Below are 26938 nucleotides of genomic sequence, written 5' to 3' on the forward strand. Positions count from 1 at the left end.
GGCTGTCGTCCGGTGCCTGCGAAGGCATGGAGCAGCAGTCTGGCGAAATCACCAGCATGGCTGGCGCCGTCGAAGAGTTCAGCGCCACCTCGATGAACATTGCCGACAATATGGCCGGCACCGAACGCATGGCCCGCGACAATGCCGAGCACACCCGGGTTGGCCGCAGCGCGATGAACGAAGCGTCAGCCTCGCTACGCCAGATCGCCGATGCCCTCGGCGGCACTGCTGAGGTCATGGACACCCTAGGCGCCCGCTCGCAGGAAATCGGCGGCATCGTCGGGGTGATCACCGCCATCGCCGAGCAAACCAACCTGCTCGCGCTCAACGCGGCAATCGAGGCCGCTCGCGCCGGTGAGCAGGGCCGTGGCTTTGCCGTGGTGGCCGATGAGGTGCGCGGCCTGGCGGCGCGGACCCGTTCGGCGACCGACGAGATTTCCGGAATGATCGGCAGTATCCAGCAGCAGACCGGGCACGCCATCAGCACCCTGCAGCAGGGCAACCGGCTGATGCAGGAAGGCCTTGAACGCAACGTCAAAGTGGCTGATGCGCTGGCTCAGATTGACCAGCAGAGCCGCGACGCCGGTGAGCAGTTTGCCGCGATCAGCGCTGCCACTCAGGAGCAGAGCAGCACCGCGACCTTGCTCAGCCGCAACCTGCAGAGCATCGCCCAAGCCAACAGCGAGCAGCACGATGTGGCCAATGAACTGGCCACCACCGCACGTGAGCTGGAAGGCCTGGCGGCGCAGTTGCGCCAGGAAGTGGATCGCTTCCGCGTCCGCTGACAGCGGCAGCCGCCGCGCAGATCGGCCTGCGTAGCGGCTGCAATCAGGCGAGGGTTACAGCGCGCTCAGGTTCAGTGCCTGCGCACAGGCCTGCAGCGAGCGCTGTTCGCTCTGCGCGTATAGCGCCAGCTCGTCCTGCACCGCCAACCCCAGCGCCGCCTCGAACGCTTCGCGGTTGGCATTGCTGCCGTAGTTGGCCTGGGCATCGTCGCCCAGGTTGGACTGGAAGATCCCCGCCGCACTGACCGGCAGGAAGTCTTCGTAAACCAGCGCTTCGAAATGCACATGCCCGGCGTCGATCAGGCCCTGCAAGGTGCTCGGCCGGCCAGCTTCGTTGCGCGCTGCCAGGCCCTTGTCGGTGGCGAAATAACGGAAGTAGGCCAGGCCCTGCTCGCGCATCTGCGCCAGGTCATCGGGGAACTCGGCGAACTGCGCCTGGAGCAACTGCTGGTAGCGCTCGGCATTGGCCTCGGCCGGCACCCCGCCGAGTGCTGCGCGGGTCGCATCGAGCAGGGTGTCGTACAGCGCCCGGCCCTTGGGCGTCAGCGCTGCTCCACGCTGTTCGATTTCGCCGAAGCGCGCAGTATGGCTGCCTTCGCTGCCGGCCTGATCGGTGAAGGCGACCTTCTCTTGCAGGGCCTTGAAGCTGGTCTGACGCAGCAGGATCGGGTGACGCCGGGTTGGCGGGCCTTCGACCACTGCCTTGGGGGGAATGCCCTTGGCCGGCATGCCCAGCTGAATCGCATCGATGTCCAGCGTGCGCGGGGTCAGGTGATTGATGTGCGGGCCTTTGAACGCCACCACATCGGCAATCAGCCGGTGCTGGTCATGCAGCTGCTTATACTGCTCGGCAGTCACTGTCGCCTGCTGGTGCCAGCGGAAGGTGTGCAGCGCCTCCTGCACAAAGGCCTCGGCGTCGGCGGCGTTGAGGCCGTTGTTGCGCTCACATTGGGCGATCAGTTCCAGCACCCGCGGGGTGAAGATCTGCCGCTTGGCCAGAATGCTCGCAGCCAGCTCGCGCAGTTGCGGGTTGTCGATCAGCTCCAGGCGCAGCAGCGAGGTGAACACGCGGAACGGGCTGACGTGCAGCGACTGCTCATGCACTGCGCGAAATGCCGTCGAGTGCACCGGCACGCCCGCCGAGCTCAGGTCGTAGTAACCCACCGGCTGCATGCCCATCACCGCGAACAGGCGGGCGATGGTGGCAAGCTCGGCGGCGGTGCCAACGCGGATGGCGCCATGGCGTTCGTGGTCGAGACGCTCGATTTCGCCGGTCCAGCGCAGCGCTTCAGCGACCTGCGGCTGTTGCTGCATGACCTGCTGGTTGATTTCGCTGACCAGCTCCAGCAGCGTGCCGTACAGCGGCACTTCCTGTTTGTACATGAGCGACATAGCGGCAGAGAACTGCGCACGGATGCTGTCTGGGCTGACGAAATCAAGGGCGGGCATCGCAAGCTTCCTGGTGGTTAATGGGACCGTTACATGAAAACTGGGAATGGACTGCCGCCACAAGCGAAAAAAAGTAGAGGTGTCATTCCCTTTATGATTGATGTCGCCCCGACACTATCAGCCCCCAAGCTGAGTTTTGATCCACTCCACCAACGCCCGCACCTTCGGCACTTCGGCCGCATGCTCGGCATACGCCAGATAATGCGCGCCATTACTGCGCATAGCATGCTGCCAGGCAATCACCAAACTGCCCTCGGTCAGTTCCTTCTCCGCTAGATACCGCGGCACCAGCGCCACGCCGCAGCCCGCCTGAGCCGCACTCAAGGCCATATAAAAGGTGTCGAAGCGTGGCCCGTGGTAGCTGTTGTCGGTGTGCAGGCCCTGCTCCAGGAACCACTCATGCCAGGCCTCCGGCCGTGAAGTGCTCTGCATCAACACCAGTTCGGCCAGCGCACTGGCATCGCTCAACTCGCGCCCTTGCAGCAATTCAGGCGCGCACACCGGCACCACTTCCTCGTCGAACAGCTGCACGCAGGTTGCCCCCGGCCAGGTGCCCTGGCCAAAGAAGAACACCACGTCGGCCGAGCCCTGCAACAGCGAGAACGGCTCCATCTCGTTGCGGATATCAAGGTGGATATTCGGGTAGCGTTTGCCAAAACCCTTGAGGTGCGGGATCAACCAGCGCACGCCAAAACTCGGTTGAGTAGCTACCTTCAATATCTCGGTCTGCTCGCCGTACGTCAGGATGTAGCGGCTGGACATGTCGACCTGGGTGAGGATCTTGTTCACCTCGGCCAGGTACAGGCTGCCCGCAGGCGTCAGTTGCAAGCGCCGGCGAATGCGCAGGAACAGGTGATGGTGGAGCATTTCTTCAAGCTGCGCGACCTGTTTGCTGACCGCACTTTGGGTCAGGTGCAGCTCTTCGGCAGCGCGGGTGAAGCTCAAGTGACGGGCTGCGGCTTCAAAGCACTGCAGGGCCGTCATCGACGGTACCAGACGTTTCGACATGGCAGTCTCTATGCAAGGGGATCATGACCTGACGGAATGATATGCGGAATAAAGGTCGTTTGTTGCACTGCTGTGATCGGATTAATACTGATCCACATCATATTTACCACCCTTCAGCCGATTTAGGAGAAGCACGATGGTTGCTGCATTGCTCGAGCGCCTTGGCGTCGCCGCCCAGGCCTACACCCAGGGCGACTACCCTGTTCACACCCCGATCGACGGTAGCCAGATCGCCACGGTGAAACTGCTCGGCAAGGCCGAGACCACCGTCTGCATCGACCAGGCCCACGCCGCCTTCGAAGCCTGGCGCACTGTACCGGCCCCGCGTCGCGGCGAGCTGGTGCGGCTGTTTGGCGAAGTCCTGCGTCAGCACAAGGCCGAGCTCGGTGAGCTGGTCTCGATCGAAGCCGGCAAGATCACCCAGGAAGGCCTGGGCGAAGTGCAGGAAATGATCGACATCTGCGACTTCGCCGTCGGCCTGTCGCGTCAGCTGTACGGCCTGACCATCGCCTCCGAGCGCCCCGGCCATCACATGCGTGAGTCGTGGCATCCGCTGGGCGTGGTTGGCGTGATCAGCGCCTTCAACTTCCCGGTGGCGGTGTGGGCGTGGAACACCGCGCTGGCGCTGGTAGCCGGTAACGCCGTGGTCTGGAAACCGTCCGAGAAGACCCCGCTGACCGCACTGGCCTGCCAGGCGCTGTTCGAAAAAGCCCTGCTGGCCTTCGGTGATGCACCGGCCGGCCTGGCCCAGCTGGTGATCGGCGGCCGTGAAGCCGGCGAAGCGCTGGTCGACGACCCACGTGTACCGCTGGTCAGCGCCACCGGCAGCACCCGCATGGGCCGTGAAGTCGGCCCACGGGTTGCCGCACGCTTTGGCCGCAGCATCCTCGAACTGGGCGGCAACAACGCCATGATCCTCGCGCCGAGTGCCGATCTTGATCTGGCTGTGCGCGGCATTCTGTTCTCCGCCGTCGGCACCGCTGGCCAGCGCTGCACCACCCTGCGTCGGTTGATCGTGCACCGTTCGATCAAGGACGAAGTGGTTGCCCGCGTCAAAGCCGCCTACGGCAAAGTGCGCATCGGCGACCCGCGCGAGAACAACCTGGTCGGCCCGCTGATCGACAAGCAGTCGTTCGACGCCATGCAAGGCGCACTGGCCAAGGCCCGTGACGAAGGTGGCCAGGTGTTTGGTGGTGAGCGTCAGCTGGCCAGCCAGTATCCGAACGGCTACTACGTGACCCCGGCAATCGCCGAGATGCCTGCGCAGAGCGAAGTGGTCCGCCACGAGACCTTCGCACCGATCCTGTACGTGCTGGCTTATGACGACTTCGAGGAGGCCTTGCGCCTGAACAACGAAGTGCCACAAGGCCTGTCGTCGTGCATCTTCACCACCGACCTGCGTGAAGCCGAGCGCTTCCAGAGCGCAGCCGGCAGCGACTGCGGCATCGCCAACGTCAACATCGGCACCAGCGGTGCAGAGATCGGTGGCGCGTTCGGCGGCGAGAAAGAAACCGGCGGCGGTCGCGAGTCGGGTTCGGATGCCTGGAAAGGCTACATGCGGCGCCAGACCAACACCGTCAACTACTCACGCGAATTGCCGCTGGCGCAGGGCATCGTGTTCGACTGATGATCGCAGGCGGGGGCCTCGGCCCCCTTTCGCGGCCGTGTGCCGCGAGCGGCCGCCTGGCGGCCACACCGTAACAAGAAAAATAAGCTGAGGCCGGTCATGCCCGAATTGCGTCAACAATGTCTCTGGGAACACGTCACTCCGGCGAGCGTCGCCGTGCAGGCCCTGGCGGGCGAGCACAGGGCCGACGTCTGCGTCATCGGTGGCGGTATCACCGGCCTGTCGGCAGCGATCCATCTGCTCGAACAGGGCAAGTCAGTGATCGTTGTCGAAGCCTGGAAAATAGGCCACGGCGGCTCCGGGCGCAACGTTGGCCTGGTCAACGCCGGCACCTGGATTCGCCCCGACGATGTCGAGGCGACCCTCGGTCAACAACAGGGCAGCCGCTTGAACAAGGCCTTGGGCGAGGCACCCGCCGAGGTGTTCGCCATGATCGAGCGCCTGGGCATCGACTGCCAGGCCCAGCACAAAGGCACTCTGCACATGGCGCACAACGCCACTGGCCTGGCTGACCTGGAGGCGCGCCATCAGCAATGGAGCCGGCGCGGCGCCAACGTCGAACTGCTGACCGGCGCGCAGTGCCAGGAATACTGCGGTACCGACAAGATTTCCGCCGCGCTGCTTGACCATCGCGCCGGCACCATCAACCCGATGGCTTACACCCAAGGCCTGGCTGCTGCAGTAGAGCGGCTGGGCGGCAAGCTGTTCCAGCAATCCTCGGTCGAAGGCCTGCAGCGCGATGGCGCTGGCTGGCAGGTCAACACCGGCAAAGGCGTGGTCCGTGCCGACAAGGTGGTGATCTCCACCGGCGCCTACACCGAGGGCGACTGGAGCAACCTGCAAAAGCACTTCTTCCGTGGCTATTACTACCAGGTTGCATCGGCACCGCTGCACGGCGCAGCCGCCGACAAGGTGCTGCCCCATGGCCAAGGCTCGTGGGACACCCGTACCGTACTCAGCAGCATCCGCCGCGATGACCAAGGCCGCCTGCTGCTCGGCAGCCTCGGTCGGGTCGACAACAAGCCGGCATGGTTCGTACGGCGCTGGGCCGACCGCATTCAGAGCCACTACTACCCGGAGCTGGGCAAGGTCGACTGGGAAATGCACTGGACCGGCTGCATCGACTTCACCCCCGATCACCTGATGCGCCTGTTCGAACCTGCACCGGGGTTGGTCGCGGTGACCGGCTACAACGGTCGCGGCAATACCACCGGCACCGTGATTGGCCGAGCCTTTGCCGAGTTTCTGCTCAAGGATGACCCCGAGCGCCTGCCGGTGCCGTTCTCGCCGATGAAAGCCGTCAGCGCGCCGTCGTTGCGTACTGCGTTCTATGAGTCAGGCTTCTCGCTGTACCACGCCGGCCAGTGCTTGCGCGTGGTCCTGTAGGAGCGGCCTTGTGTCGCGAAAGGCCAGCGTAGCTGGCCCGGCGATACCCGCGGCGAAGCTGAAATCTGGGGCCGCTACGCGGCCCTTTCGCGACACAAGGCCGCTCCTACCGCAGCCAGCTGAGAAAGCCGCCTTTCTTGACCAGCACCGGTTTCTGCATCAACAGTGAATCGCGGCTCTGCCGGCGGAACCGTTGCAGCTTGGTCAAGGCCATCTGCACGTCGCCGCGCTGGTCCAGGCAACTGCGCAGCTGTTCCTTGTCGATCCGATACAGCACGCAGCCGCTCAGGGTACGGAACTCCACCGCCGACTCTTCTTCATCGACCAAACCTTCAATGGCCAGCAGCTCGCCCGGCCCCATGCGCCCGGCCTCGACCAGCCGCTCGCCATCGCGCACCGACGCCGACACTACCCCGCTGGCAATCACCAACACATGCTGCGAGCGCTCGCCGATGCCAAGGATCACCTGATCGACCAGGTACTCCACCGTCGTCATGTGCTGGCTCAGCTCATCACGCTCGTCGCCGCTCAGCGAGCGGAACAGGCGCACCTCATCCAGCAGCTCGCGCTGACGGCTGCGTGGCGCCGAAGCCAGGTCGGCATTCCAGATCACGCCGCTGGCTTCCAGGTGCCGATGGGCCAGGTCGAACAACTGATTGCGCACCTCGCCCTTGCGCGCCATGTCGGTGATGAAACCACTGGCTTCATATTCCACCGACTCCAGGCTTGAGGCTTTTACCGAGACCTTTGGTGCAGGCTTGGCGAGTAGCGCAGAGGTGCCTTGCAGGGCCTTTTCCAGCGCATCGAACACCCGCTTCGGGCGCACTTTGGCCGGCACCACCACGGTGATGCTCAGCCCATGCCGGTCCGCCGGGCGGCTGTGATTGAGCAGCTTGGCCTTGGCTGCCACCGAGTTGGGCACCACCGCCAGGCTGCCGCTGGCAGTGATCATCCGCGTCGCCCGCCAGTCGATATCGACCACTTTGCCCTCGGTGCCATCGATCGAAATCGAATCGCCGATCTGATACGGCCGCGTGGTATTCAGAACGATCCCCGAGAACACATCGCTCAAGGTGCTCTGCAACGCCAGGCCGATCACGATCGCCATTACCCCTGACGTCGCCAGCAGCCCCTTGACCGGCAACTGCAGCACATAGGCCGCCGCGGCCACCACCGCCACCAGAAAAATCAATGCCCCGAGCACGTCCTGCAACAAACGCCCGCCATGGCTGCCGCGCGCCACCAGCAGCACGCCGAACACCACCGTCACCGTCCGCGCCGCAAACAGCCACCAGCCAATCGCCAGCACCGTCGCCAACAGATTGCGCGCCACATCATCGACCCACGGCGGCGGCTGCAACGGGCTCATCCCCGCCGCCAGCAACACCGCGCTGAACAACAGGAAGATCGCCAGACGCGCAGCGATCCGCCACGGCTGGCGCTGCAGCGTGATCAATTGCCAGAGCAGCACATCGAGCAGGATCAAACAGGTGCCGAGCAACAGCGGGTAGGACTGGATGAACGCCAGCATGACGGTCTCGGTGCGGGGGAGGGCTGATGGGTAGTAAAGAGTAGGCGAGGGGGACAAGCAACCGGGCCGTAGTCGCAACAACAGGCCGTAATCACCATCGTTCATAAAATAGAACGCTAAAGACAAATTTAGCTATCTAGTCGCACAAAGGTCTTGGTTTTAATCTTTACTCATCAACGCGAAACACCCAACTCACTCGAAACCAAGACCCTTGCGGAGCACCAAGCCATGAACAACTTCAAATACAACCGCCTGAACAAAGACGACGCCGTAGTCCTGCTGGTCGACCATCAAGCTGGCCTGCTGTCGCTGGTGCGTGACATCGAGCCGGACAAGTTCAAGAACAATGTGTTGGCCCTGGCTGACCTGGCCAAGTTCTTCAACCTGCCAACCATCCTTACCACCAGCTTCGAGCAAGGCCCCAACGGCCCGCTGATCCCCGAGCTGAAAGCGCTGTTCCCGGATGCGCCGTACATCGCTCGCCCTGGCCAGATCAATGCCTGGGACAACGAAGACTTCGTCAAGGCGGTCAAGGCGACTGGCAAGAAGCAGCTGATCATCGCTGGTGTGGTGACCGAGGTTTGTGTGGCGTTCCCGGCACTGTCGGCGCTGGAAGAAGAGTTCGATGTGTTCGTGGTTACCGATGCGTCCGGCACCTTCAACGAGATCACTCGTGACGCCGCCTGGAACCGCATGAGCAGCGCTGGTGCACAACTGATGAACTGGTTCGGCGTGGCCTGTGAACTGCACCGCGACTGGAGGAACGACATCGAAGGCCTCGGCGCGCTGTGCTCCAACCACATCCCGGACTACCGCAACCTGATGACCACCTACAGCGCCCTGACCGCCGCCGGCAAATAAGCCGCGCCCTCAACCCAGCGCCGGCCCACAGCAACAGCGTGGGCCATGGCCAGCCGCCTTTGCCCAGGGAACACCCATGGACAGTGCAACCGTCGATAACCGCAACGTGGTGACCCTGGTCATCCAGCACAAGGCGCGGGCCGCCGCGCTGGCGCAGTACGAGGCATGGCTCAAGCGCGCGGTAACCACTGCCCGCCAGCAGCCTGGCCACCTCGACGTCAATGTGATCCGCCCCGATGGCGGTGGTTGCCACTTCACCACCGTGGTGCGTTTTGCCGATGCTGAACTGCTGCAGGCATGGGTCAATTCGGCTGAACGCCAGGCACTGATCAGCGAGGTGCTGCCGCTGCTTGAAGACGGCGACCACACCCGTGTGCATGACGATCCGGAGTTCTGGTTCACCCCGGCCAGCAGCAACACCCCAGCGCCGCCGCGCTGGAAGCAGGCCGTGCTGACCTACCCGGTGATCTGCCCGTTGACCATGTTGGTACCGATCGTGCTCGCACCGCTGTTCACTCGCGTGCCGCAACTGGCCGGGCCGGTCATTGGCAACCTGATCGGCAACCTGCTGGTGATCCTGCCGGTGGTGTTTTTCATCATGCCGTGGGTAACCCGCCGCTGCGCCAACTGGCTACGCGGTTGAAACATTTCTGACGCTACGCTGTGCAAGCCCCTACCTAAATTCTGGAGATACCGATATGAGCACGTTCGTAACCCGCGATGGCACTTCGATCTACTTCAAGGACTGGGGCAGCGGCAAGCCCGTGCTGTTCAGCCATGGCTGGCCGCTGGATGCGGACATGTGGGACACCCAGATGGAGTTTCTCGCCAGCCGCGGCTACCGCGCCATCGCCTTTGACCGGCGTGGCTTCGGTCGCTCCGACCAACCGTGGACCGGCTATGACTACGACACCTTCGCCGACGACATCGCCCAGCTGATCGAGCACCTCGACCTGCGCGACGTGACCTTGGTCGGCTTCTCCATGGGTGGCGGTGACGTTAGCCGCTACATCGGTCGGCATGGCAGCGAGCGGGTGGCCAAGCTGGTGTTGCTCGGCGCAGTAACGCCGGTGTTCGGCAAGTCCGAGAGCAACCCGGATGGCGTCGATGCTTCGGTGTTCGAAGGTATCCAGGCGGGCCTCAGAGCCGACCGTGCACAGTTCCTGGCCGACTTCGCCACCCCGTTCTACGGCATCAACAAAGGCCAGGCGGTCTCCACCGGAGTGCAGGCGCAGACCCTCAATATCGCCCTGCTGGCGTCATTGAAAGCGACTCTGGATTGCGTCAGCGCCTTCTCTGCCACCGACTTCCGTCCAGACATGGCCAAAGTCGATGTGCCGACTCTGGTCATTCATGGCGACGCCGACCAGATCGTACCGATGGAAACCACCGGCAAGCGCGCAGCAGGAATGATCAAGGGCGCTGAGTTCAAGGTATACAGCGGCGCGCCGCACGGCTTTGCGGTCACCCATGCGCAGCAGTTGAACGAAGACCTGCTGGCGTTCCTGGCCAAGTAAGCCACCGAGGCGGCGTGGTTCACTCCGCGCCGCTCCCGCCCCCTATCCGAGGATTTGCCCATGACCGCCGACCTGATCCTGTTCAACGGCAAGCTGCACACCGTCGACCGTGAAAACCCAACCGCCACCGCCGTGGCCATCAAGGACGGGCGTTTTCTCGCCGTGGGCAGCGACGCCGAGGCCATGGCCTTGCGCGGTGACAGCACGCAAATCATCGACCTCAAGCAGCGCACGGTGATCCCCGGCCTCAACGACTCGCACCTGCACCTGATCCGCGGCGGCCTCAATTACAACCTGGAACTGCGCTGGGAAGGCGTGCCTTCGGTAGCCGATGCCCTGCGCATGCTCAAGGACCAGGCGGCGCGCACGCCAACTCCGCAGTGGGTGCGGGTAGTTGGTGGCTGGAACGAATTCCAGTTCGCCGAAAAACGCATGCCGACCCTTGAAGAGATCAACCAGGCCGCGCCCGATACCCCGGTTTTCCTGCTGCACCTGTACGACCGCGCGCTGCTCAACCGCGCCGCGCTCAAAGCCGTCGGCTACGACAAGGACACGCCCAACCCAGCCGGTGGCGAGATCCAGCGCGACAAGTTCGGCAACCCGACCGGCATGCTCATCGCCCGCCCCAACGCGATGATTCTCTACGCGACCCTGGCCAAAGGGCCGAAGCTGCCCTTGGAGTATCAGGTCAACTCGACCCGCCAGTTCATGCGTGAACTCAACCGCCTCGGCCTGACCAGCGCGATCGATGCCGGTGGTGGCTACCAGAACTTCCCCGACGATTACTCGGTAATCCAGGAGCTGGCCGACAACAACCAGCTGACCGTGCGCATCGCCTACAACCTGTTCACGCAAAAACCCAAGGAAGAGCTCGACGACTTCCGCAAGTGGACCTCCAGCGTCAAGCTGCACAGCGGCACCGACTTCCTCCGGCACAACGGCGCCGGCGAGATGCTGGTGTTCTCCGCCGCCGACTTCGAGGACTTCCTCGAGCCGCGCCCTGACTTGCCGCAGACCATGGAAGAAGAGCTGGAACCGGTGGTCCGCCATCTGGTCGAGCAGCGCTGGCCGTTCCGCCTGCACGCCACCTACAACGAGTCGATCACGCGCATGCTCGACGTGTTCGAGAAGGTCAACCGCGACATCCCGTTCAACGGCCTGCCGTGGTTCTTCGACCACGCCGAAACCATCACCCCGCAGAACATCGAGCGCGTGCGTGCCCTGGGCGGCGGTATCGCCATTCAGGACCGCATGGCCTTCCAGGGTGAGTACTTCGTCGACCGTTACGGCGCCAAGGCGGCCGAACAGACCCCGCCGATCAAGCGCATGCTGGAAATGGGCGTGCCGGTCGGTGCCGGTACCGACGCCACTCGGGTTTCCAGCTACAACCCGTGGACCTCGCTGTACTGGATGGTCAGCGGCAAGACCGTCGGCGGCATGGAGCTGTACCCCGAAGGCCTGAGCCGCGATACCGCGCTGCAGTTGTTCACCCAGGGCAGCGCCTGGTTCTCCAGCGAGCAGGGCAAGAAAGGCCAGCTCAAGGTCGGCCAGCTGGCTGACCTGGCAGCGCTGTCGCTGGACTTCTTCAGCGTCAGTGAGGAGGCGATCAAGAGCATCGAGTCGGTGCTGACCATTGTCGATGGCAAGGTCGTGTACGGCGCCGCCGAGTTCGACAAGCTGGGCCCGGCGCAGGTGCCGGTACTGCCTGAATGGTCGCCGGTGGCCAAGGTGCCGGGGCACTGGCGGGCGGGCACACCGTCGCTGGCAGCGATGCCACATCAGTGTTCCGGGCCGTGTGGGGTGCATGCTCACAGCCATGACAAGGCGCGCAAATCGAGTGTGCCGGTGAGTGACTTCCAGGGTTTCTGGGGATCGCTGGGCTGTTCGTGTTTCGCGTTCTGATTTGATCCGAGGCGGCCGCCTCGACGCGATCTCTGTAGGAGCGGCCTTGTGTCGCGAAAGGGCCGCGCAGCGGCCCCGACGATCTCTGGTGCTGCACAGATCCTGGGCCCGCTACGCGCGCCTTTCGCGACACAAGGCCGCTCCTACAGGGATCGCGTCAAACCTCAAGATCAGGCTTCGGGACAGATGTCGCTTTAACCCATTCAAGCCATGTCGCAGGACACGAACTCTTCCGCCAGGTGATCGATCAGCGAGCGTACCGACGGCAGCAGGCCACGCCGCGATGGGAAGATCGCATGGACGATACCGCAGCGCGGATTCCAGCCCGGCAGCACTTCTACCAGGTGCCCGCTAGCCAGATCCTCACGCACGGCCACCTTCGGCAAGTGCGCTATACCGATCCCCGCCAGCACGAAATGGCGCAGCGCAAACAGGTCATCGGTGACCATCCGCGGGGTATGCGGGATGACGATGCTGCGGCTCATGTCCTCGCCCTGAAACAGCTCCCACTGATACTCCCGCTGCGCGCCGCCCCAGTGCAGGCTCGGCAGCTGGCTGAGCTGCTGCGGATCGAAGCCCGCCGGCAGTTGCTCAAGAAACGCCGGCCGACCGACCAGACATTGGATGCTGTTGCTCAGCACCTTCATCACCATGTCGGTGTTTTCCAGCGGTGGAAAGCGCACCCGCAGCGCCACATCGAAGCCCTCGTGCAGCAAGTCGACGCGGCGGTTGGTGCTCTCGATGAACAACTCGACCCGCGGATACTTGAGCATATAGCGCGTCAGCATCGGCCCGACCCAGGAGTTGAGCAGGGTGGTCGGGCAGCTCATGCGCACCAGCCCGCGCGGCTCGCTGCGGTTGCGCTCGATCACCTCGGCAGCGCTCTCGGCCTCGACCCGCATGGCCAGGCAGCGGCGGTAATACTCCTGGCCGATTTCGGTCAGTGAGCAATGCCGGCTGGTGCGGTGCAGTAGGCGCACGCCGAGCCTTTCTTCGAGGTCGGCGATGCGCCGGCTGAGCTTCGATTTGGGCATGTCCAGCGCCCGCCCGGCAGGGGCAAAGCCACCGTGCTCGACTACCTGAGTGAAGAAGTACAGCGAGTTGAGGTCTTCCAAGCGGGTCTCCTGGTCAGTCGCTTGCTGCTGCGCCGGAGTGTTTGCGACTCGAGCGAGACGGAGCGTAACAGGCCAGGGGTAGAGGGGGCGGGGGATTTTTTGTGGTCACGCAGTGGCTGCGACTGAGGGAGCAAGCCGCACTGGCTTGAGATTTGTTACGAGCGCGACCTACGAGCTGTGGCAGGCCGCGCAGCGGGAGCATCCGCCTATCTGTCGACTGGTGTTGGCCTGAGTTGGCCTCAGTCGGCGTCTGACTCGAATAGCCGGGCCAGCTCCACCCGTGCTTCCTTGGCGTTCTGCATGACCTTGGCGCGGTCGTCGCGGATGCGGCCCTGGGCTTCGAGCACCTGCTCGTCATGTTCGGCAAAGCGCTGGATGCGGTCAGCGGCCTGATCATCCGACAAACCCAGGCCGACCAAGGCGCGTCGGCTCATTTCCAGGCTGGAATAGAACGTCTCGCGGATCGGCTCGGCGCCGACGTCCATCAGCTTGTGCACATGCTGGCGGTTGCGCGCGCGGGCGAGCACTTTCAGATGTGGATAGAGACGTTTGACCCTCTCTGCCGTGCGTGTGGTGATCTCGGGGTCGTCAGTGGTCACGATCAGGTATTCGGCCTCGCCGACTTTGGCGGCGTGCAGCACTTCGGCGCGCATCGGGTCGCCGTAGAACACCGGCGCCTGCTCGAAGGTGCGGGTCATCTCGATGGCGTCGACCGAGGTGTCGAGGGCAATGAACGGGATCTTCTGCGCACGCAGGATGCGCGAGACGATCTGGCCCATGCGGCCCATGCCGACGATCACCACCCGCGGCGCATCGGTCTGGATGTCCTTGTACTGTTCCGGCACTTCACGCGTGGCAGGCGGGCGCTTGAGCAGGCGGGCGCAGGCCATCAGCAACAGCGGCGTGGCGGCCATCGATAGAGTGATGGTCATCAGCAGCAGGTCGTAGGTGTAGCTGTCGAGCAGGCCTTGGTCCTTGCCCAGCTTGAACACCACAAAAGCGAACTCGCCGCCAGCCGCCAAGACCACGCCGAGGCGCAGGGCATTGGCCGTATTGAGGCCGCCCAGACGCCCGACCAGCATCAGCATCGGCAGCTTTACTGCGATCAGCAGCGCAGTCAGGCCGAGCAACAGCCAAGGCGTGTCGAACAACAGACTGAGATTGGCGCCCATGCCGACACTGATGAAGAACAGGCCCAGCAGCAGCCCTTTGAACGGCTCGATTTGCGACTCCAGTTCGTGCCGGTATTCCGAGTCGGCCAGCAACAGGCCGGCGAGAAATGCGCCCAAGGCCATGGAGATTCCGGCCAGCTCCATCAGCCAGGCAGTGCCGATCACCACCAGCAGTGCGGTGGCCGTGGACACTTCCGGCAAGCCGGTGCGGGCGACGATGCGGAACACCGGGCGCAGCAGATAACGGCCGCCGACGATGACCACGGCGATGCTGGCAAAGATGGTCAGGCCGTGTTGCAGGCTGTCGCCATGGCTGGTGTCCGGGCCACTGGCGGCGAGCAACGGCACCAGTGCGATCAGCGGGATGGCGGCGATGTCCTGGAATAGCAGAATGGCAAACGCCAGACGCCCGTGCGGGGCATTCAATTGCTTGGTTTCGGCCAGCGTCTGCAAGCCAAAGGCAGTCGACGACAAGGCCAGGCCCAGACCCAGCACCAGCGCTGCGGGCAGTGATTGGGCGAAACCGAACAGAGCGATGGCGCCGAGTATCGCGCCGGTCAGCAGCACCTGTGCCAGGCCCACGCCGAATACCGCTTTGCGCATCAGCCACAACCGCCGCGGTGACAGTTCCAGGCCGATGATGAACAGCAGCAAGACTACGCCCAGCTCGGAAATGTGCGCGACGCTTTCGGTGTCGCGGATCAAGCCTAAAACCTGTGGGCCTATGGCTACGCCGGCAAGCAGGTAACCGATGACGGCGCCGAGTTGCAGGCGCTTGGCCAATGGCACGGCAATCACTGCGGCGAGAAGGAAGATGACCGCGGTTTGTAGCAGGCTGCCTTCGTGTGGCATCGCTCGAACTCCATGAGCTGCGAAGAGGGCAGCGGGATCAGATTAGTCGCGCATTGTGAAGGGCAGGGTGGGTGCAGACAATCCGCCTGTGCAGAGACACATTGTCATTTCAGTGGCGACAATCAACGCACACTGGCTGCAAACAAACACGGGGCAAGCCCTTTTCAAGACCTGCCCCGCAGAGTGTTTACAACAGCGTTGTACGATGACCTAGCTGAACAGCTCCACACCCAGCTGGAACGCCACCCACAGCGCCAGGCCGGTGGCGAATGCCAGGGCGATGTTCTCGAACAGGTTGTTGCGGTATTCCTTGCTCAGCAGCGATTTCTGGTTGGACATGATCAACAGGCCCAGCGAGATCACCGGCAGACCAATGATATTCAGCGCGCTGACGCCGATGGTCAGGGTGACGAAGTCAGGCATGCCCGGAATCGACCAGATCAGTGGCGTAACCAGGATGAACAGCATGAACCAGCGGTGCGCCGGGTCCTTGTGGAACTCCTTGCCATAACGCTCGCGACGCTTGGGCTGCACGTGCTGCAGGGCGTCGGTGATCAGCATCGGGAAGGCTGTGGTCTTGCCGGAAATGCTGGCGAACAGGGTGGCGAACACGCCGATGAAGAACACATACCAGCCGATCGGGCCGAAGAAGATTTCCAGCGCCTTGCCCAGATCGCCGAGGGTTTTCACTTCGATGCCGTTGGGCCGCAGGATTTCTGCGCCGACGATCCAGATCGCCAGGTTGATGACGATACCGACGAATACTGCAAACAGCAGGTCGTTGCGTTGCACACGCTTGTGCTGCGGGCCAACCCAGCCCTTCTGGCGCATCACGTAGGGGTGGACGAAGTTGGCCACCGAACCGGCCACTGCGCCGATCACCGACACCGCTACCAGCATGGCGCCATGCACGCCCTCGTCAGGCGGGATGCTGAAGCCGATGGTGCCTTTGACGATGCCTGCCACATCCGGCCCGGACATCACCGCCAGCGCCAGAAACGCCAGGGTCATGATCGCCAGCAATGCCTTCATCACGCCTTCGATAAGCGAATAGATATTGCGCCCGACCAGCATCCACACCGCCAGCACCACCGCCATCGAGCAAAGCAGCGGGTAGTCGACGCGCAGCAGCATGGCCAGTGATTCGCCGGCGCCCTTGATCATGTATGCATTCATCAGGTGGCCCATGATCAGCGCGTAGCCGAGCATGAACCAGGCGAACACCGGGTGCAGTTGCGCGTAGCCCTGAAGGATGGTCATGCCCTGGTTATTGCACAGTTGGAAGCGGGCGATGATGTTGACGATCAGGTAGCGCAGCAGCAGCGAAACTGCCAGCACCCACATCATTGCGTAACCGTAGTTGGCGCCGGCCACGGAAGAGGTGATCAGATCACCTGCGCCCAGCCACGACAGCACGGCGATGATGCCTGGGCCGAGCAACTTGGCGATGCGCGCGAGGCGGCTTTGCGAGGGCACAGCAGCTTTGCCCTCAACGGAAGGTAGGCTGGTCATTGGATGTCTCCGTTATTTTTGTAGTGAGAGCCGGCGCAGTCGAACATGCTGATAGGACGTCGTACAACTAAAATCGCAGAGCAAACATTACAAAGTATTACGGCAAATCCAGGCTGTTTTGTGCAGGCCTTGCGGGGCTTGAGCTGCCGTGGAATATGGCGTGCTGACATCATGGGGGTGCTTGTAAGACCTTTCCCAACTTCGCGCTGAGCGCTTCAGGCTGGATGGCCTTCGGAAGTATCCTACGTGCTTTGCGGAAGTAGCCATATTGTCGGGGAAATGCCTCAGGGCTAACTTCGTCGGGTCGCCTGAACAGGGCGAACGGGCGTGAGACACCCGATAACAGGCAAACAATCGCTTTATGGCGGTCGTATATGGACAGGCGCATGCCTGGCCGGGTTTGCCTGTGCCCCGGGTCTCACACCATGTACGACTGCCACCCAATTCTGTGAGACGAGGAGGACGGCAGTTCCTATCCGAGCACAGGAGTTGCGCCATGAAAAAAATCGTCCCCGATCCACCCCGTTTCAAGCTGATTATCTCCCCGCATTTTTCTGTCCACAGCGACATGCTCCCGCCTGATTCCCTGGGCTTGGCCAATGAATTTCTCTGCGGCGTGGTCGAGACCCTCGACCAGCAGTGCAGCGACTCGGCTGAGCAACCTGACCTAAACGCCCTGGCCAGCGCCGCCCATGCCACGCGCATGGCCCGTACCCTGGTTGAACACGCATTGACCCGGCTGCGTAGCTGAAGGAGCCAAGGTATGAGCGTGCAAACCAACGGCATTACCACGGTGGGCGTGGCCTCAACCGAGCTGTTCACCGTCCGCCCTGGCATCCCGATCACCCAGGCGTTTGATGAGCTGTCGGTATTGCTGGGTTGTATCCGCCATCTGACCGATGAGGCCGAAATGCAGGGCGACCTCCAGGCCGGCAGCGCGGCGCGGATCCTCAGCGGGCTGGCCAAGGCGCTGGTCAATGACATGGAAACCGGGGTCAATCGACTGCGGTGAATGGCCCTGCAGCGGCGTACAGGGGCCGCTTTGCGGCCCTTTCGCGACACAAGGCCGCTCCTACCCCGACCGCGTACAAGCGCCGTGCGCGGACAATGTAGGAGCGGCCTTGTGTCGCGAAATGAGGGCGAAGCCCTCACCGAGGCCGCTACAGCCAAACACAATCCCAATGCGAATACTCGCCAGCTCTGCGCACCAGTCCCGCGCGTATTGGGTTGCGAATGATGTACAGCGCGACAGCCTTGACATCCTCATCCCGGCGCAGGGCCCGGTCATGAAATCCTTGTTGCCAGATGTGCTGTCGAGCGGCCCCAGCGCGGTACAAACCGACGCTGCAGCGTGATTTAAAGGTACACATCAGACTGGCGAGGGATCCCGTTCCAAGCTCAACCAGCCAGTGAAGGTGGTCGGGCATGAGTACCCAGGCTAAAGAGCGGCATGCACCCTCATCCTGGATTGTGCGTAGTTGATGGATGGCCGTTCTGGCGTAGGTCAGATCAGTGAAAACAGGCTGACGATTTCGGGTGACAGTGGTGAGTAAATATAAGCGTCCGGGCTCAGATGTTCGACCGTGGCGCAAGCTGCTGGCGTGAGGACTGTCCATGTCCTGCTCCTGTGATTACGGTTTGGAAACGGTAGTCGCGGTGGCGCAGAGGTATGTGTGATTACGGTATCTGGATGTGACTTCGGTGAGGGCTGCGCCCTCATTTCGCGACGCAAGGCCGCTCCTACAGGAGCGGGCTTGCCCGGGAGAGTGCTTTCAGCTCTCAGCGCAAAATCTGCGCCGGTTCGTCCGGCGGCAAGTTGCTCTGCACACCTTCTCGCGCTGGCGCCGCCGACACTTCGCCGGCCAGCTGCTCGGCCAGTTGCCGCGCTACATCCATGCCCAGCTCCCTGGACACCTCGCGGACCACCCGCGGGCGGTTGAGGGTGACGCGCGCATCCTGGCGTTTTACCAGCTTGGTGTCCTGGCCCTCGCCCATGGCGGTGAAGGCCGAGGTGATCTCGTAGGTGCGGGTATTGATCAGGCTGAAATCAGCCACCACGCTCAGGGCCAGTACCGCCGAGTAGCTGTCGGTGTGGTCGAGTGCGTTGATGTCCCTCTGGAAGTCGATATCCGACAGGGTGCCGAACAGCACGTAGTCGGCACCTGGGAACGAGCCGGCTTTGATCCGGGCGATCACGTCGTAGACATCGTCGTTGGAACGGCTGGTGTAAGGCTTGCCCTGCACCAGCTGGAACAGCCCACCCTTGAGGATTGCGCCCTTGATGTCGCCACCGAAATTGCGCAGCTCGGTCTGCTCGATGTAGCTCTTGCTGCTCTCGTACTCGCTGTAGCTGGCCGAGTGGCTGGCGCTGTACGGGCTCGCCTGGCCGCTGTTGTGCGCACTGACGCTGTGGATGTATTCCTCCACCTGCGCCTGATAGGCAAGGTCGGTGACTGCGACCTTGGGCGCCGCCTGCGCAGAAAATGCGCAAGCCAGAGCGATGACTGCCATCCATGTACGCATCGCTTAGCGCTCCGTGGTCTTGCGGATTTCTTTTTCGTCCATCCATTCAGCCAGGCCGCTTTCGACGTCGACCAACTGCAGGCTGAACTTGTAGAACACGTCTTTGTAATCGCTGCTGCGTTTGACGATGGAGCTGATCGAGCCTTCCAGGCGGTACTGCGCGGCGATCATGTTGCCCGTCTTGGCGACGGTGGCTTTTTTGTACAGGCCGCTTTGGTTCTGCAACTTGAGCTGGTCGACCTGGCTCTGCATGTCGGTGTTGTCGCTGGCAAAGCGGGCAACGCCGGTCTTGAGCAGTTGGGTCTTGATCGTGGTGGTGATCTCGCGGGTATCGATGTACTCGCTGGTCTTGTTCTTCACGTCATACACCTGCACCACCGGGCGGCCATGCAGCACGCCGGACTGGGCCAGCGAGCGGGTCATGCTCTCGGCGATCATCTGCAGGTCGGTGGAGCCGAATTCGTTGGTAATCAGCTCGACTGCCTTGGTGTCGCCGTAGCTGATGTTCTTGCTGCCCAGGCCTGGTGACGGCGTGCTGCAGCCGCTGAGCAAGGCGAGGGTGAGGGCGGCGAGGGTAATGCGTGCAAACATCAAAAGTGCTCCTGAAAATAATTACCGGGTATGGACTTCGAGGCGGAAGTCGCGCGCCTGCGGCAGCGGGGCGATGGCGGGCAGGAAGCTGGCCTGCTTGCCGTAAAGGGTGAGGGTCTTCCAGCTTTCTTCATCGCCTACCGGGAAGCCGTCGTCGCCCAGCCAGGCGAAGCGGTAGTAAAGGGTCTGGTTGCTGCGGCTGGTGTTGTTGATGGCGACCTTGACGGTGAGAAATCCGCGTTCGCGGGCCACCCGCATCGGGCCAATGTCAAAGTCGTCGAGCTGGCCCATGGTCACCACCTTGCTGGCGGCGCTGCCTGGCTCGGGCGGACTGGCGCAGCCTGCCAGGAGGGCGGCGGCGACAAGAGCGATGCAGATTAAACGCATGTTCGATCCTTGAGATTATTTGAGGTTGGCAAGCACCGGCGCTTGGGCCGGCTGCGGCAGTTGTATGGCGGCGCCACTGGCGAACACCTGATGGCCGAGCACGCGCAGGCTGATCACTTGGTAGGGTTGGTCGATCTTGACCTTGAGCGTACCGCTGCCGAGGATCGCCGGCAGGCTCAGGCGATGTTCGCCTTGGGCCAGATGCACGCGGGCGACCTGGGTCTGGTTGGGCAGGGTGCGCCAGGTGCGGGTGTCGGCGCCTTCGACCACTGCCGCGGCAATGCCCACGATCAGGGCTGCCAGCGGATCGACCTCGTTCAGCTTTTTTTGCGCCAGGGTGCGGCTGACCGCGCGCACGCTGGTGCGCAGGATGATCTCCGGCATGTCGTCACGCAGGGCCCTGCGCGACATGGCGCTGGTGTTGTTGAGTGAAGTGAGGCTGACAGCCTGGTCGTTCAGGTAGACCTCGGCAAAGCGCGCAGTGCTGTTGTCTTCTCTTATCACCGGGAACGACAGCGTGGTGATCACCAGATTACCGTCGATCGTCAGTGGCAGCGGGATGCGCATCGAGTCGCGTGCCGGTGCCAGGCCGCTCTGGACCACAATCAGCACATCGCTTTCGCCGGACTTGCTTCGCTTGCCATCAAGGTTGAGCAGGGCTTGCTCGAGCAATGGCGTCTTCGGCCGTAGCTCGGCTGCAGTGCGGTAGCCCGGCGCGGCCAGGCCCTTCTCGCCAAGGGCCTCGTAGACGAAGCCGGACAGGTAATGGCTGAACGCGCTCTGGTAGCTGTTTTTCAGACTGACCACTTCAGGGTCGTCGAGGCTGGCCACCGGATATCCCTTCAGATCTTTGAACTCGGTGCTGGCACCTTGTTGTTCGGCTTCCTGCTCGCCCTTGAGGTACTGCTTGTCACGCAGCTCGGCGATGACCGCTTCGCGTTCGTGGGTCTTCTTGATTTCGGTACGGGCGCCGGCGAAATCGTTCTGCGCCAGCAGGTTCAGGGCCATCTGGGTGGTCAGCATGACCTTTTCGTAGTCGTAGCCCTGGTAGCGGCGGACCTTGTCGTTGACCAGATAGCTGGCGAACTGGCTGAGGTACTTTTCAGTGTCCAGTTTGACTGCTTCTTCCCACTCGAAGACCACGCCGTCGGCCACGCGCCAGGCTTGCTGGCTACCCTGCAGATCACCTTTGGAACGCAGCAGCTCGCCTTTTTCGAAGTAGTAGAGGAGGTCTTTGACGTCGCTCTTGTTGTTGCTCTCGAGCAGAGCCAGGGCAGCGTCGACATTGCCGGCGACAAGCTGCTGGTTGGTTTCCTGAAGCTCGCTGTCGTAACTGCGAAACACAGCGCAGCCGGTCAGTTGCGTGACGGCGATAAGCGCTGCCAGAAGTACTGCGCGGGGGACCATCGGTGTTGTTCTTCCTGAATGGATGGACTGCGTCCTGCGCCAGCGCGGCCCGTGATTGCGGGGGAACAAAGGCAAAGGCGCGACATTATAAGCACAAGGTGGCGTTTTGCTGGCATGGAGGCTTGAATTAGGTTGCGCTGGTCCCTGTCGCTAATCTGTTACAAGATTTTTCGTGAAATCTGCCGGCAGCCCTTGAGCAGGCGCGAGTGGAAGTGAACAATGTTCTCTTTCGTATTCCCCTCGAGATCGGCCATGACTTCCCGTCCCCGTTTACTCGCCTGGCTGCTGTGGCCAGTGCTGGCGCTGTGCAGCACGCTGGCCACGGCCGAAGCCCCTGCAGAGGCGACCAAGGCCTTGCACCTGCTCGATTACATTGGCGCGGATTACCCGCCAACGGTGCGCGAGGGCAGGGTGGTCGATGACGGTGAGTACCGCGAGCAGCAGGAATTCAGCAGCGTGCTCGCCGAACTGGTGAAAAACCTGCCAGCGCACGCCGAACGTGATGCCCTCGAACAGGGCGTACAGGCCTTGCGCACCGCCATCGACCAGCGCCAGGACGGCCCTACCGTTGCTCGCGAGGCGCGCCAGCTCGGTGCCCGTCTGGCGGTTGCCTATGAGGTCAGCCAGGCCCCGATAATCACCCCTGATCCTGCCCGCGGCGCCGCGCTGTACGCGCAAAACTGCTCGATCTGCCACGGTGACAGTGGTGCCGGCGATGGCCCGGCCGGGCTCGGTCTGGAGCCAGCGCCGGCCAACCTGCGCGACGTCGCCCGGCTCGATCAGCTCAGCCTGTTCGACCTCTACAACACCCTTGGCCTGGGCATCGAAGGCACCGAAATGCCCTCGTTTGCCGACCAGCTCGACGAGCGTCAGCGCTGGGACGTAGCGGCCTTTGTCGCCAGCTTTAGCGCCGAGCCGCAGGCCGCTGCTGGTGCCCCGGCCTGGAACCTGGCTGATCTGGCCCGGCAGACCCCTGCAGAAGTCGCCGCCAGCCACAGCGCCGAGGCCGTCGCTGCGTTTCGCGCCCAGCGTGCACAGCCGCCGCAGGTCAAGCGCGGCCCGGCGCAGTTGCTCGACTACACCGCCAGCACCCTCGACAAGAGCCTGGCGGCCTATAGCGACGGCGATCATGACCAGGCCTACGACCTGTCGGTTGCGGCGTATCTGGAAGGTTTCGAGCTGGTCGAAAGCTCCCTCGACAACATCGATGCCCAGGTACGCAAAGACACCGAGAAGGCCCTGATGGCCTATCGGCAGTCGTTGCAGGACGGCCTGCCCGTCGCCCAGGCCGAACAGCGCCTGAGCGAGGCCAAGGTCAAGCTCGACGCCGCCGCCAAGCTGCTTGGCAGCGATGGCCTGAGCTGGTCGCTGAGCTACATCTCCGGGCTGTTGATTCTGCTGCGCGAAGGCCTCGAGGCGATTCTGGTGCTGGCCGCGATCCTGGCCTTCCTGCGCAATACCGGCCAGCAATCTGCGGTGCGCAGCGTCAACGTTGGCTGGGCGCTGGCACTGGTCGCAGGCTTCGCCACCTGGGCGGTAGCGGCGTATCTGATCGACGTTGGCGGTGCTCAGCGCGAATTGCTCGAAGGTTGCACCGCGCTGTTTGCCAGCGTGATGGTGCTGTGGCTCGGCGTGTGGATGCACGACCGGCGCCACGCTGCGGCCTGGCAGGACTACATCAAAAGCAGCCTGGTCGGCGGCGGCGGGCGCTTTGGTTTTGCCTTGCTGGCGTTCTTCTCGGTGTACCGCGAGCTGTTCGAGGTGATCCTGTTCTACGAAACCCTGTGGCTGCAATCAGGGCCTGCCGGGCACAACGCTGTGCTGGCCGGTGGTGCCACCGCGCTGGTGCTGTTGGTGGGCCTGGCCTGGGTGATCCTGCGCGGTTCGGCCAAGCTGCCGTTGGCGCTGTTCTTCAGCATCAACGCCGCGCTGCTGTGCGCACTGTCGGTGGTGTTCGCCGGGCATGGCATCAAGGCCTTGCAAGAGGCAGGCATCCTCGGCACGCGGCCGGTGGCGTTCTTTGAATTCGACTGGCTGGGCATTCATGCCGATGCCTACTCACTGGCGGCACAAGCCTTGGCACTGAGCGCGATCGCGCTGCTGTATGGCCGCTCGTGGCTGCTCGAGCGGCGCCGCGCTGCGGCCAGTTGAGCTGCGATCTGGCACACTGGGTGCAGTGATTAACAGCCGATGAGAATGCAGCAATGCGTATATGGATCGATGCCGACGCCTGCCCCAAGGCAGCCAAGGACCTGATCGTAAAGTTTGCCCTCAAGCGCAAACTTGAGGTAGTGATGGTCGCCGGCCAAGCGCAGATCAAGCCGGCATTTGCCTGCGTAAAGCTGATCTTGGTGCCGAGCGGACCGGATGCCGCCGATGATTATCTGGTCGAGAATGCCGTACCGGGCGAGTTGGTGATCTGCAGCGATATCCCCTTGGCCGACCGCCTTGTGAAAAACGGCGTGGCGGCGCTCGACCCACGTGGCCGTGAGTTCGATGAGCGCAATATGGCCGACCGGTTGGCGACGCGTAACTTGTTCACCGAGCTGCGTGAACAGGGCCAGGCCAGTGGTGGCCAGGGGCCTTACGGCGAGAAAGAGAAGCAGGAGTTCGCCAACTCACTCGATCGCATCCTGACCCGCCTCGCGAGGGGCTGATTACGACATTGATCACAGCACCACGCAGCGCCGGCCTGGGCCAGCGCTGCAGGGCAGCTCAGTGGTCGTTGGCGTGGGTCAATTCCAGCACCCGATCGACCAGTTTGTAGATGCCGCTGGCCGCATCGCTGATCGAGGTAGCGAGCATGTACGCCGGGGTGGTCACCAGCTTGCGCTGGGTGTCTTCGACGATGTCATGTACATCGCACTCTTCGTGGGTGCCGCCCATCTTCACCACCGCCGCGCTGGTGCCGGCATCGTTACCGATGGTGCAGACCACGCCTGGGCCGTAGATCTTCGCTGCCAGAGCTGGCGAGATGCACATCAGGCCGACCGGTTTGCCGGCTTCGGCGAAGGCCTCGGCCAGCGCCAGTACGTCTGGTTGAACCGTGCACTTGTCACCTTCAACGGCAAAGTTGGAGAGGTTTTTTGCAGCGCCAAAGCCGCCGGGCACGATCAGCGCGTCAAACTCGCTGACGTCTGCTTCGCGAATGTCCTTGACCTGGCCGCGGGCAATCCGCGCCGACTCGACCAGCACATTGCGAGTCTCGCTGGTTTGCTCACCGGTCAGATGATCGATTACATGCAGTTGGGGGATGTTTGGTGCAAAGCACTGCACCTGCGCGCCGCGCTGGTCCAGGCGCAGCAGCGTGATCACGCTTTCGTGGATTTCAGCGCCATCGTAGACACCACAGCCGGAAAGAATCACCGCCACTTTTTTTGTCATGCTTGTTTCTCCAGAGTCCACGCGCCAATTGTTGCTTGGCACTTTACTAGGATCACGGCAACAGCGGCATGTTCATTCTTGCGGTGGGCTTGGCTTGTCCGTCAGCTGCTCGGTCGCAGCCGCGTCGGCGGCCGCCTTGCGCTCGGCGCGCTGGGTGCGAAAACGCCGGCGCAGCCACAGCAGCAGGCCCAGCACCAGCAGGCCGCCAAGTACCCACAGCTCGTACTTCTTGACGTTGCCAAGCAGGCCTTCGAGGATCGCCCCGAAGTGGTAGGCCGCAGCGCCCAGGGCCACTGCCCACACCGCAGCGCCAATGCCGTTGAGCAACAGGTAGCGGCGTGGCGGATAGCCGACAAGCCAATTGCCACCGGCATCACCGTGCGCAGGCCATAGACGAAGCGGAAGCTCAGTACCCAGATGTCCGGGTGGCGGCGGATATGATCCAGGGCACGGTCGCCCATGGCCTGCCAGCGCGGCCTGCGCGCCAGGATTGCGCGGCCATGGCGGCGGCCCATGAAGTACCACAGCTGGTCGCCGGCATAGCTGCCGAAGAAGGCCACCACGCACACCATGTTGATGTCCATGTAACCGCGGAACGCAAGAAATCCCGCAAGCACCAGGATGGTCTCACCTTCAAAAAATGTGCCGAGAAAAAGGGCAAAGTAGCCGAAATCCTGCAGGAATTGTTGAAGCATCTTCTGGGGTGCTGGCGAAATGAACGCGCAGCCTACCCCTTCGCGGGCCGTGGGGAAAGTGTCCAAATGTGTCTCGACGTGAACAATTCCTACATGGTGATTGCCTGTGGCGACACGTCGCAGGGTTGCCCAAGGGTGTAACACAGGCGTCATAATGGCCGCTTATAACTGTCGCGCTGCCCGCCTGCGCGGGCTCAGGAGTCTGCCGTGAGCTTTACCCCCGCCAACCGTATGTTTCCTGCCACACGTCTGCGTCGCAATCGCCGCGACGAGTTTTCCCGTCGCCTGGTGCGTGAAAACACCCTGACGGTCGATGACCTGATCCTGCCGGTATTCGTTCTGGATGGTGAAAACCGCCGGGAAGAAGTGCCGTCCATGCCAGGTGTCGAGCGCTTGTCGATCGACTTGCTGCTGGAAGCTGCGCAGTCCTGGGTGGACCTGGGGATTCCGGCCTTGGCACTGTTCCCGGTAACCCCGGTCGAGAAAAAGACCCTGGATGGCGCCGAAGCGTGGAACCCGGACGGCATTGCCCAGCGCGCTACCCGCGCCCTGCGTGAACGCTTCCCGGAGCTTGGGGTGATCACCGACGTTGCCCTCGACCCGTTTACCACCCACGGCCAGGATGGCATCCTCGACGAAGACGGCTACGTGCAGAACGACATCACCGTCGATGCGCTGGTGCGCCAGGCGCTGTCCCACGCCGAGGCTGGCGCGCAAGTGGTGGCGCCTTCTGACATGATGGACGGCCGCCTCGGCGCGATCCGCGAGGCGCTGGAAGTCGCCGGCCACGTCAACGTGCGCATCATGGCCTACTCGGCCAAGTACGCCAGTGCCTACTACGGCCCGTTCCGCGATGCGGTAGGCTCGGCTTTGAACCTGGGCAAGGCCAACAAGGCGTCGTACCAGATGGACCCGGCCAACAGCGACGAGGCCCTGCACGAAGTGGCCACTGACCTGGCCGAAGGTGCCGATATGGTCATGGTCAAGCCAGGCATGCCGTACCTGGATATCGTTTACCGGGTCAAAACCGAGTTCAAGGTGCCGACCTTTGTCTATCAGGTCAGCGGCGAGTACGCCATGCACATGGCGGCAATTCAGAATGGCTGGCTGAGCGAGGCCGTGATCCTCGAATCGCTAACCGCTTTCAAACGTGCAGGCGCCGATGGCATTCTCACTTATTTCGCCGTTCGCGCCGCCCAATTGTTGAGAGGGCAGTAACGCCCTTCAGGAACGT

The 26938-nt window shown here is 62.9% G+C and carries 24 protein-coding genes and 1 pseudogene; 12 read left to right on the top strand and 13 right to left on the bottom strand.

Annotated features, from left to right (window positions below):
* Nucleotides 1-56 precede the first annotated feature (56 nt).
* Nucleotides 57-785, top strand: coding sequence for a methyl-accepting chemotaxis protein (locus CXQ80_RS25445; protein WP_371411595.1), 729 nt, complete (start codon nucleotides 57-59; stop codon nucleotides 783-785).
* 54 nt (nucleotides 786-839) lie between these two features.
* Here CXQ80_RS25445 and CXQ80_RS24500 read toward each other — a convergent pair whose 3' ends face one another.
* Nucleotides 840-2234, bottom strand: coding sequence for a VOC family protein (locus CXQ80_RS24500; protein WP_101322915.1), 1395 nt, complete (start codon nucleotides 2232-2234; stop codon nucleotides 840-842).
* Nucleotides 2235-2351: 117 nt separating this feature from the next.
* A complete protein-coding gene (locus CXQ80_RS24505) occupies nucleotides 2352-3242 on the bottom strand; it encodes a LysR substrate-binding domain-containing protein (protein WP_101322916.1) in 891 nt (296 codons plus the stop codon).
* A 136-nt stretch (nucleotides 3243-3378) separates the two neighbouring features.
* On the opposite strand from CXQ80_RS24505, the gene CXQ80_RS24510 reads away from it, so the two are divergent.
* Together CXQ80_RS24510 and CXQ80_RS24515 are read left to right on the top strand one after the other, a co-directional pair.
* A complete protein-coding gene (locus CXQ80_RS24510; RefSeq protein WP_101322917.1) occupies nucleotides 3379-4869 on the top strand; it encodes an aldehyde dehydrogenase family protein in 1491 nt (496 codons plus the stop codon).
* 99 nt (nucleotides 4870-4968) lie between these two features.
* A complete protein-coding gene (locus tag CXQ80_RS24515; RefSeq protein ID WP_101322918.1) occupies nucleotides 4969-6255 on the top strand; it encodes an FAD-binding oxidoreductase in 1287 nt (428 codons plus the stop codon).
* Nucleotides 6256-6361: 106 nt separating this feature from the next.
* Here CXQ80_RS24515 and CXQ80_RS24520 read toward each other — a convergent pair whose 3' ends face one another.
* Complete coding sequence (locus CXQ80_RS24520; RefSeq protein ID WP_101322919.1) at nucleotides 6362-7786, bottom strand: mechanosensitive ion channel family protein; 1425 nt, start codon at nucleotides 7784-7786, stop codon at nucleotides 6362-6364.
* A 228-nt stretch (nucleotides 7787-8014) separates the two neighbouring features.
* On the opposite strand from CXQ80_RS24520, the gene ycaC reads away from it, so the two are divergent.
* From ycaC to CXQ80_RS24540, 4 genes are all read left to right on the top strand, one after another.
* Nucleotides 8015-8647, top strand: a complete 633-nt coding sequence (ycaC, locus tag CXQ80_RS24525) for an isochorismate family cysteine hydrolase YcaC (protein ID WP_101322920.1) — start codon at nucleotides 8015-8017, stop codon at nucleotides 8645-8647.
* 76 nt (nucleotides 8648-8723) lie between these two features.
* Entirely contained in the window at nucleotides 8724-9290 is a 567-nt protein-coding gene (locus CXQ80_RS24530) for an antibiotic biosynthesis monooxygenase (RefSeq protein ID WP_101315215.1), read from the top strand.
* Between the two features lie 55 nt (nucleotides 9291-9345).
* A complete protein-coding gene (locus CXQ80_RS24535; RefSeq protein ID WP_101322921.1) occupies nucleotides 9346-10164 on the top strand; it encodes an alpha/beta fold hydrolase in 819 nt (272 codons plus the stop codon).
* Nucleotides 10165-10224: 60 nt separating this feature from the next.
* Complete coding sequence (locus CXQ80_RS24540; RefSeq protein ID WP_101315217.1) at nucleotides 10225-12066, top strand: amidohydrolase; 1842 nt, start codon at nucleotides 10225-10227, stop codon at nucleotides 12064-12066.
* 203 nt (nucleotides 12067-12269) lie between these two features.
* Here the strand turns inward: CXQ80_RS24540 and CXQ80_RS24545 are convergent, their stop codons facing one another.
* The 3 genes from CXQ80_RS24545 to CXQ80_RS24555 form a co-directional block, all read right to left on the bottom strand.
* A complete protein-coding gene (locus tag CXQ80_RS24545) occupies nucleotides 12270-13181 on the bottom strand; it encodes a LysR substrate-binding domain-containing protein (RefSeq protein ID WP_101315219.1) in 912 nt (303 codons plus the stop codon).
* A gap of 239 nt (nucleotides 13182-13420) precedes the next feature.
* The gene (locus CXQ80_RS24550; RefSeq protein ID WP_101315220.1) at nucleotides 13421-15205 is read right to left on the bottom strand and encodes a monovalent cation:proton antiporter-2 (CPA2) family protein; all 1785 of its coding nucleotides are present in this window, start codon (nucleotides 15203-15205) and stop codon (nucleotides 13421-13423) included.
* A gap of 210 nt (nucleotides 15206-15415) precedes the next feature.
* A complete protein-coding gene (locus CXQ80_RS24555; protein ID WP_101315222.1) occupies nucleotides 15416-16717 on the bottom strand; it encodes an Nramp family divalent metal transporter in 1302 nt (433 codons plus the stop codon).
* A gap of 496 nt (nucleotides 16718-17213) precedes the next feature.
* On the opposite strand from CXQ80_RS24555, the gene CXQ80_RS24560 reads away from it, so the two are divergent.
* Nucleotides 17214-17468 carry a hypothetical protein gene (locus tag CXQ80_RS24560; protein ID WP_101315224.1) on the top strand — a complete coding sequence of 85 codons (255 nt, stop codon included), beginning with the start codon at nucleotides 17214-17216 and terminating at the stop codon, nucleotides 17466-17468.
* Between the two features lie 12 nt (nucleotides 17469-17480).
* Nucleotides 17481-17729 carry a DUF3077 domain-containing protein gene (locus tag CXQ80_RS24565; RefSeq protein ID WP_101315226.1) on the top strand — a complete coding sequence of 83 codons (249 nt, stop codon included), beginning with the start codon at nucleotides 17481-17483 and terminating at the stop codon, nucleotides 17727-17729.
* A 148-nt stretch (nucleotides 17730-17877) separates the two neighbouring features.
* Here the strand turns inward: CXQ80_RS24565 and CXQ80_RS24570 are convergent, their stop codons facing one another.
* From CXQ80_RS24570 to CXQ80_RS24590, 5 genes are all read right to left on the bottom strand, one after another.
* Nucleotides 17878-18333, bottom strand: coding sequence for a transposase (locus CXQ80_RS24570; protein WP_101315228.1), 456 nt, complete (start codon nucleotides 18331-18333; stop codon nucleotides 17878-17880).
* Between the two features lie 163 nt (nucleotides 18334-18496).
* Nucleotides 18497-19240: a penicillin-binding protein activator LpoB gene (locus CXQ80_RS24575; protein WP_101315230.1), complete on the bottom strand. Its 744-nt coding sequence runs from the start codon at nucleotides 19238-19240 to the stop codon at nucleotides 18497-18499.
* A 3-nt stretch (nucleotides 19241-19243) separates the two neighbouring features.
* Nucleotides 19244-19831 (bottom strand): penicillin-binding protein activator LpoB, encoded by a 588-nt coding sequence (gene lpoB / locus CXQ80_RS24580; RefSeq protein ID WP_101315232.1) that lies wholly within the window; start codon nucleotides 19829-19831, stop codon nucleotides 19244-19246.
* Nucleotides 19832-19852: 21 nt separating this feature from the next.
* Nucleotides 19853-20218, bottom strand: coding sequence for a YcfL family protein (locus tag CXQ80_RS24585; RefSeq protein WP_101315234.1), 366 nt, complete (start codon nucleotides 20216-20218; stop codon nucleotides 19853-19855).
* A 15-nt stretch (nucleotides 20219-20233) separates the two neighbouring features.
* Nucleotides 20234-21625: a COG3014 family protein gene (locus tag CXQ80_RS24590; RefSeq protein ID WP_101315236.1), complete on the bottom strand. Its 1392-nt coding sequence runs from the start codon at nucleotides 21623-21625 to the stop codon at nucleotides 20234-20236.
* A 219-nt stretch (nucleotides 21626-21844) separates the two neighbouring features.
* On the opposite strand from CXQ80_RS24590, the gene CXQ80_RS24595 reads away from it, so the two are divergent.
* Entirely contained in the window at nucleotides 21845-23776 is a 1932-nt protein-coding gene (locus CXQ80_RS24595) for a cytochrome c/FTR1 family iron permease (RefSeq protein WP_101315238.1), read from the top strand.
* A 53-nt stretch (nucleotides 23777-23829) separates the two neighbouring features.
* Nucleotides 23830-24282: a YaiI/YqxD family protein gene (locus CXQ80_RS24600; protein ID WP_101315241.1), complete on the top strand. Its 453-nt coding sequence runs from the start codon at nucleotides 23830-23832 to the stop codon at nucleotides 24280-24282.
* Between the two features lie 58 nt (nucleotides 24283-24340).
* Here CXQ80_RS24600 and elbB read toward each other — a convergent pair whose 3' ends face one another.
* Nucleotides 24341-25009, bottom strand: a complete 669-nt coding sequence (gene elbB / locus CXQ80_RS24605) for an isoprenoid biosynthesis glyoxalase ElbB (RefSeq protein WP_101315243.1) — start codon at nucleotides 25007-25009, stop codon at nucleotides 24341-24343.
* A 72-nt stretch (nucleotides 25010-25081) separates the two neighbouring features.
* Nucleotides 25082-25704 (bottom strand): annotated as a pseudogene (locus CXQ80_RS24610) (DedA family protein).
* A 207-nt stretch (nucleotides 25705-25911) separates the two neighbouring features.
* Between CXQ80_RS24610 and hemB the strand changes: the two are divergent.
* Entirely contained in the window at nucleotides 25912-26922 is a 1011-nt protein-coding gene (hemB, locus tag CXQ80_RS24615) for a porphobilinogen synthase (RefSeq protein WP_101315247.1), read from the top strand.
* Nucleotides 26923-26938: the final 16 nt, after the last annotated feature.

Source organism: Pseudomonas sp. 02C 26 (genome assembly GCF_002843585.1).
GTDB classification, from domain to species: Bacteria; Pseudomonadota; Gammaproteobacteria; order Pseudomonadales; family Pseudomonadaceae; genus Aquipseudomonas; species Aquipseudomonas shirazensis.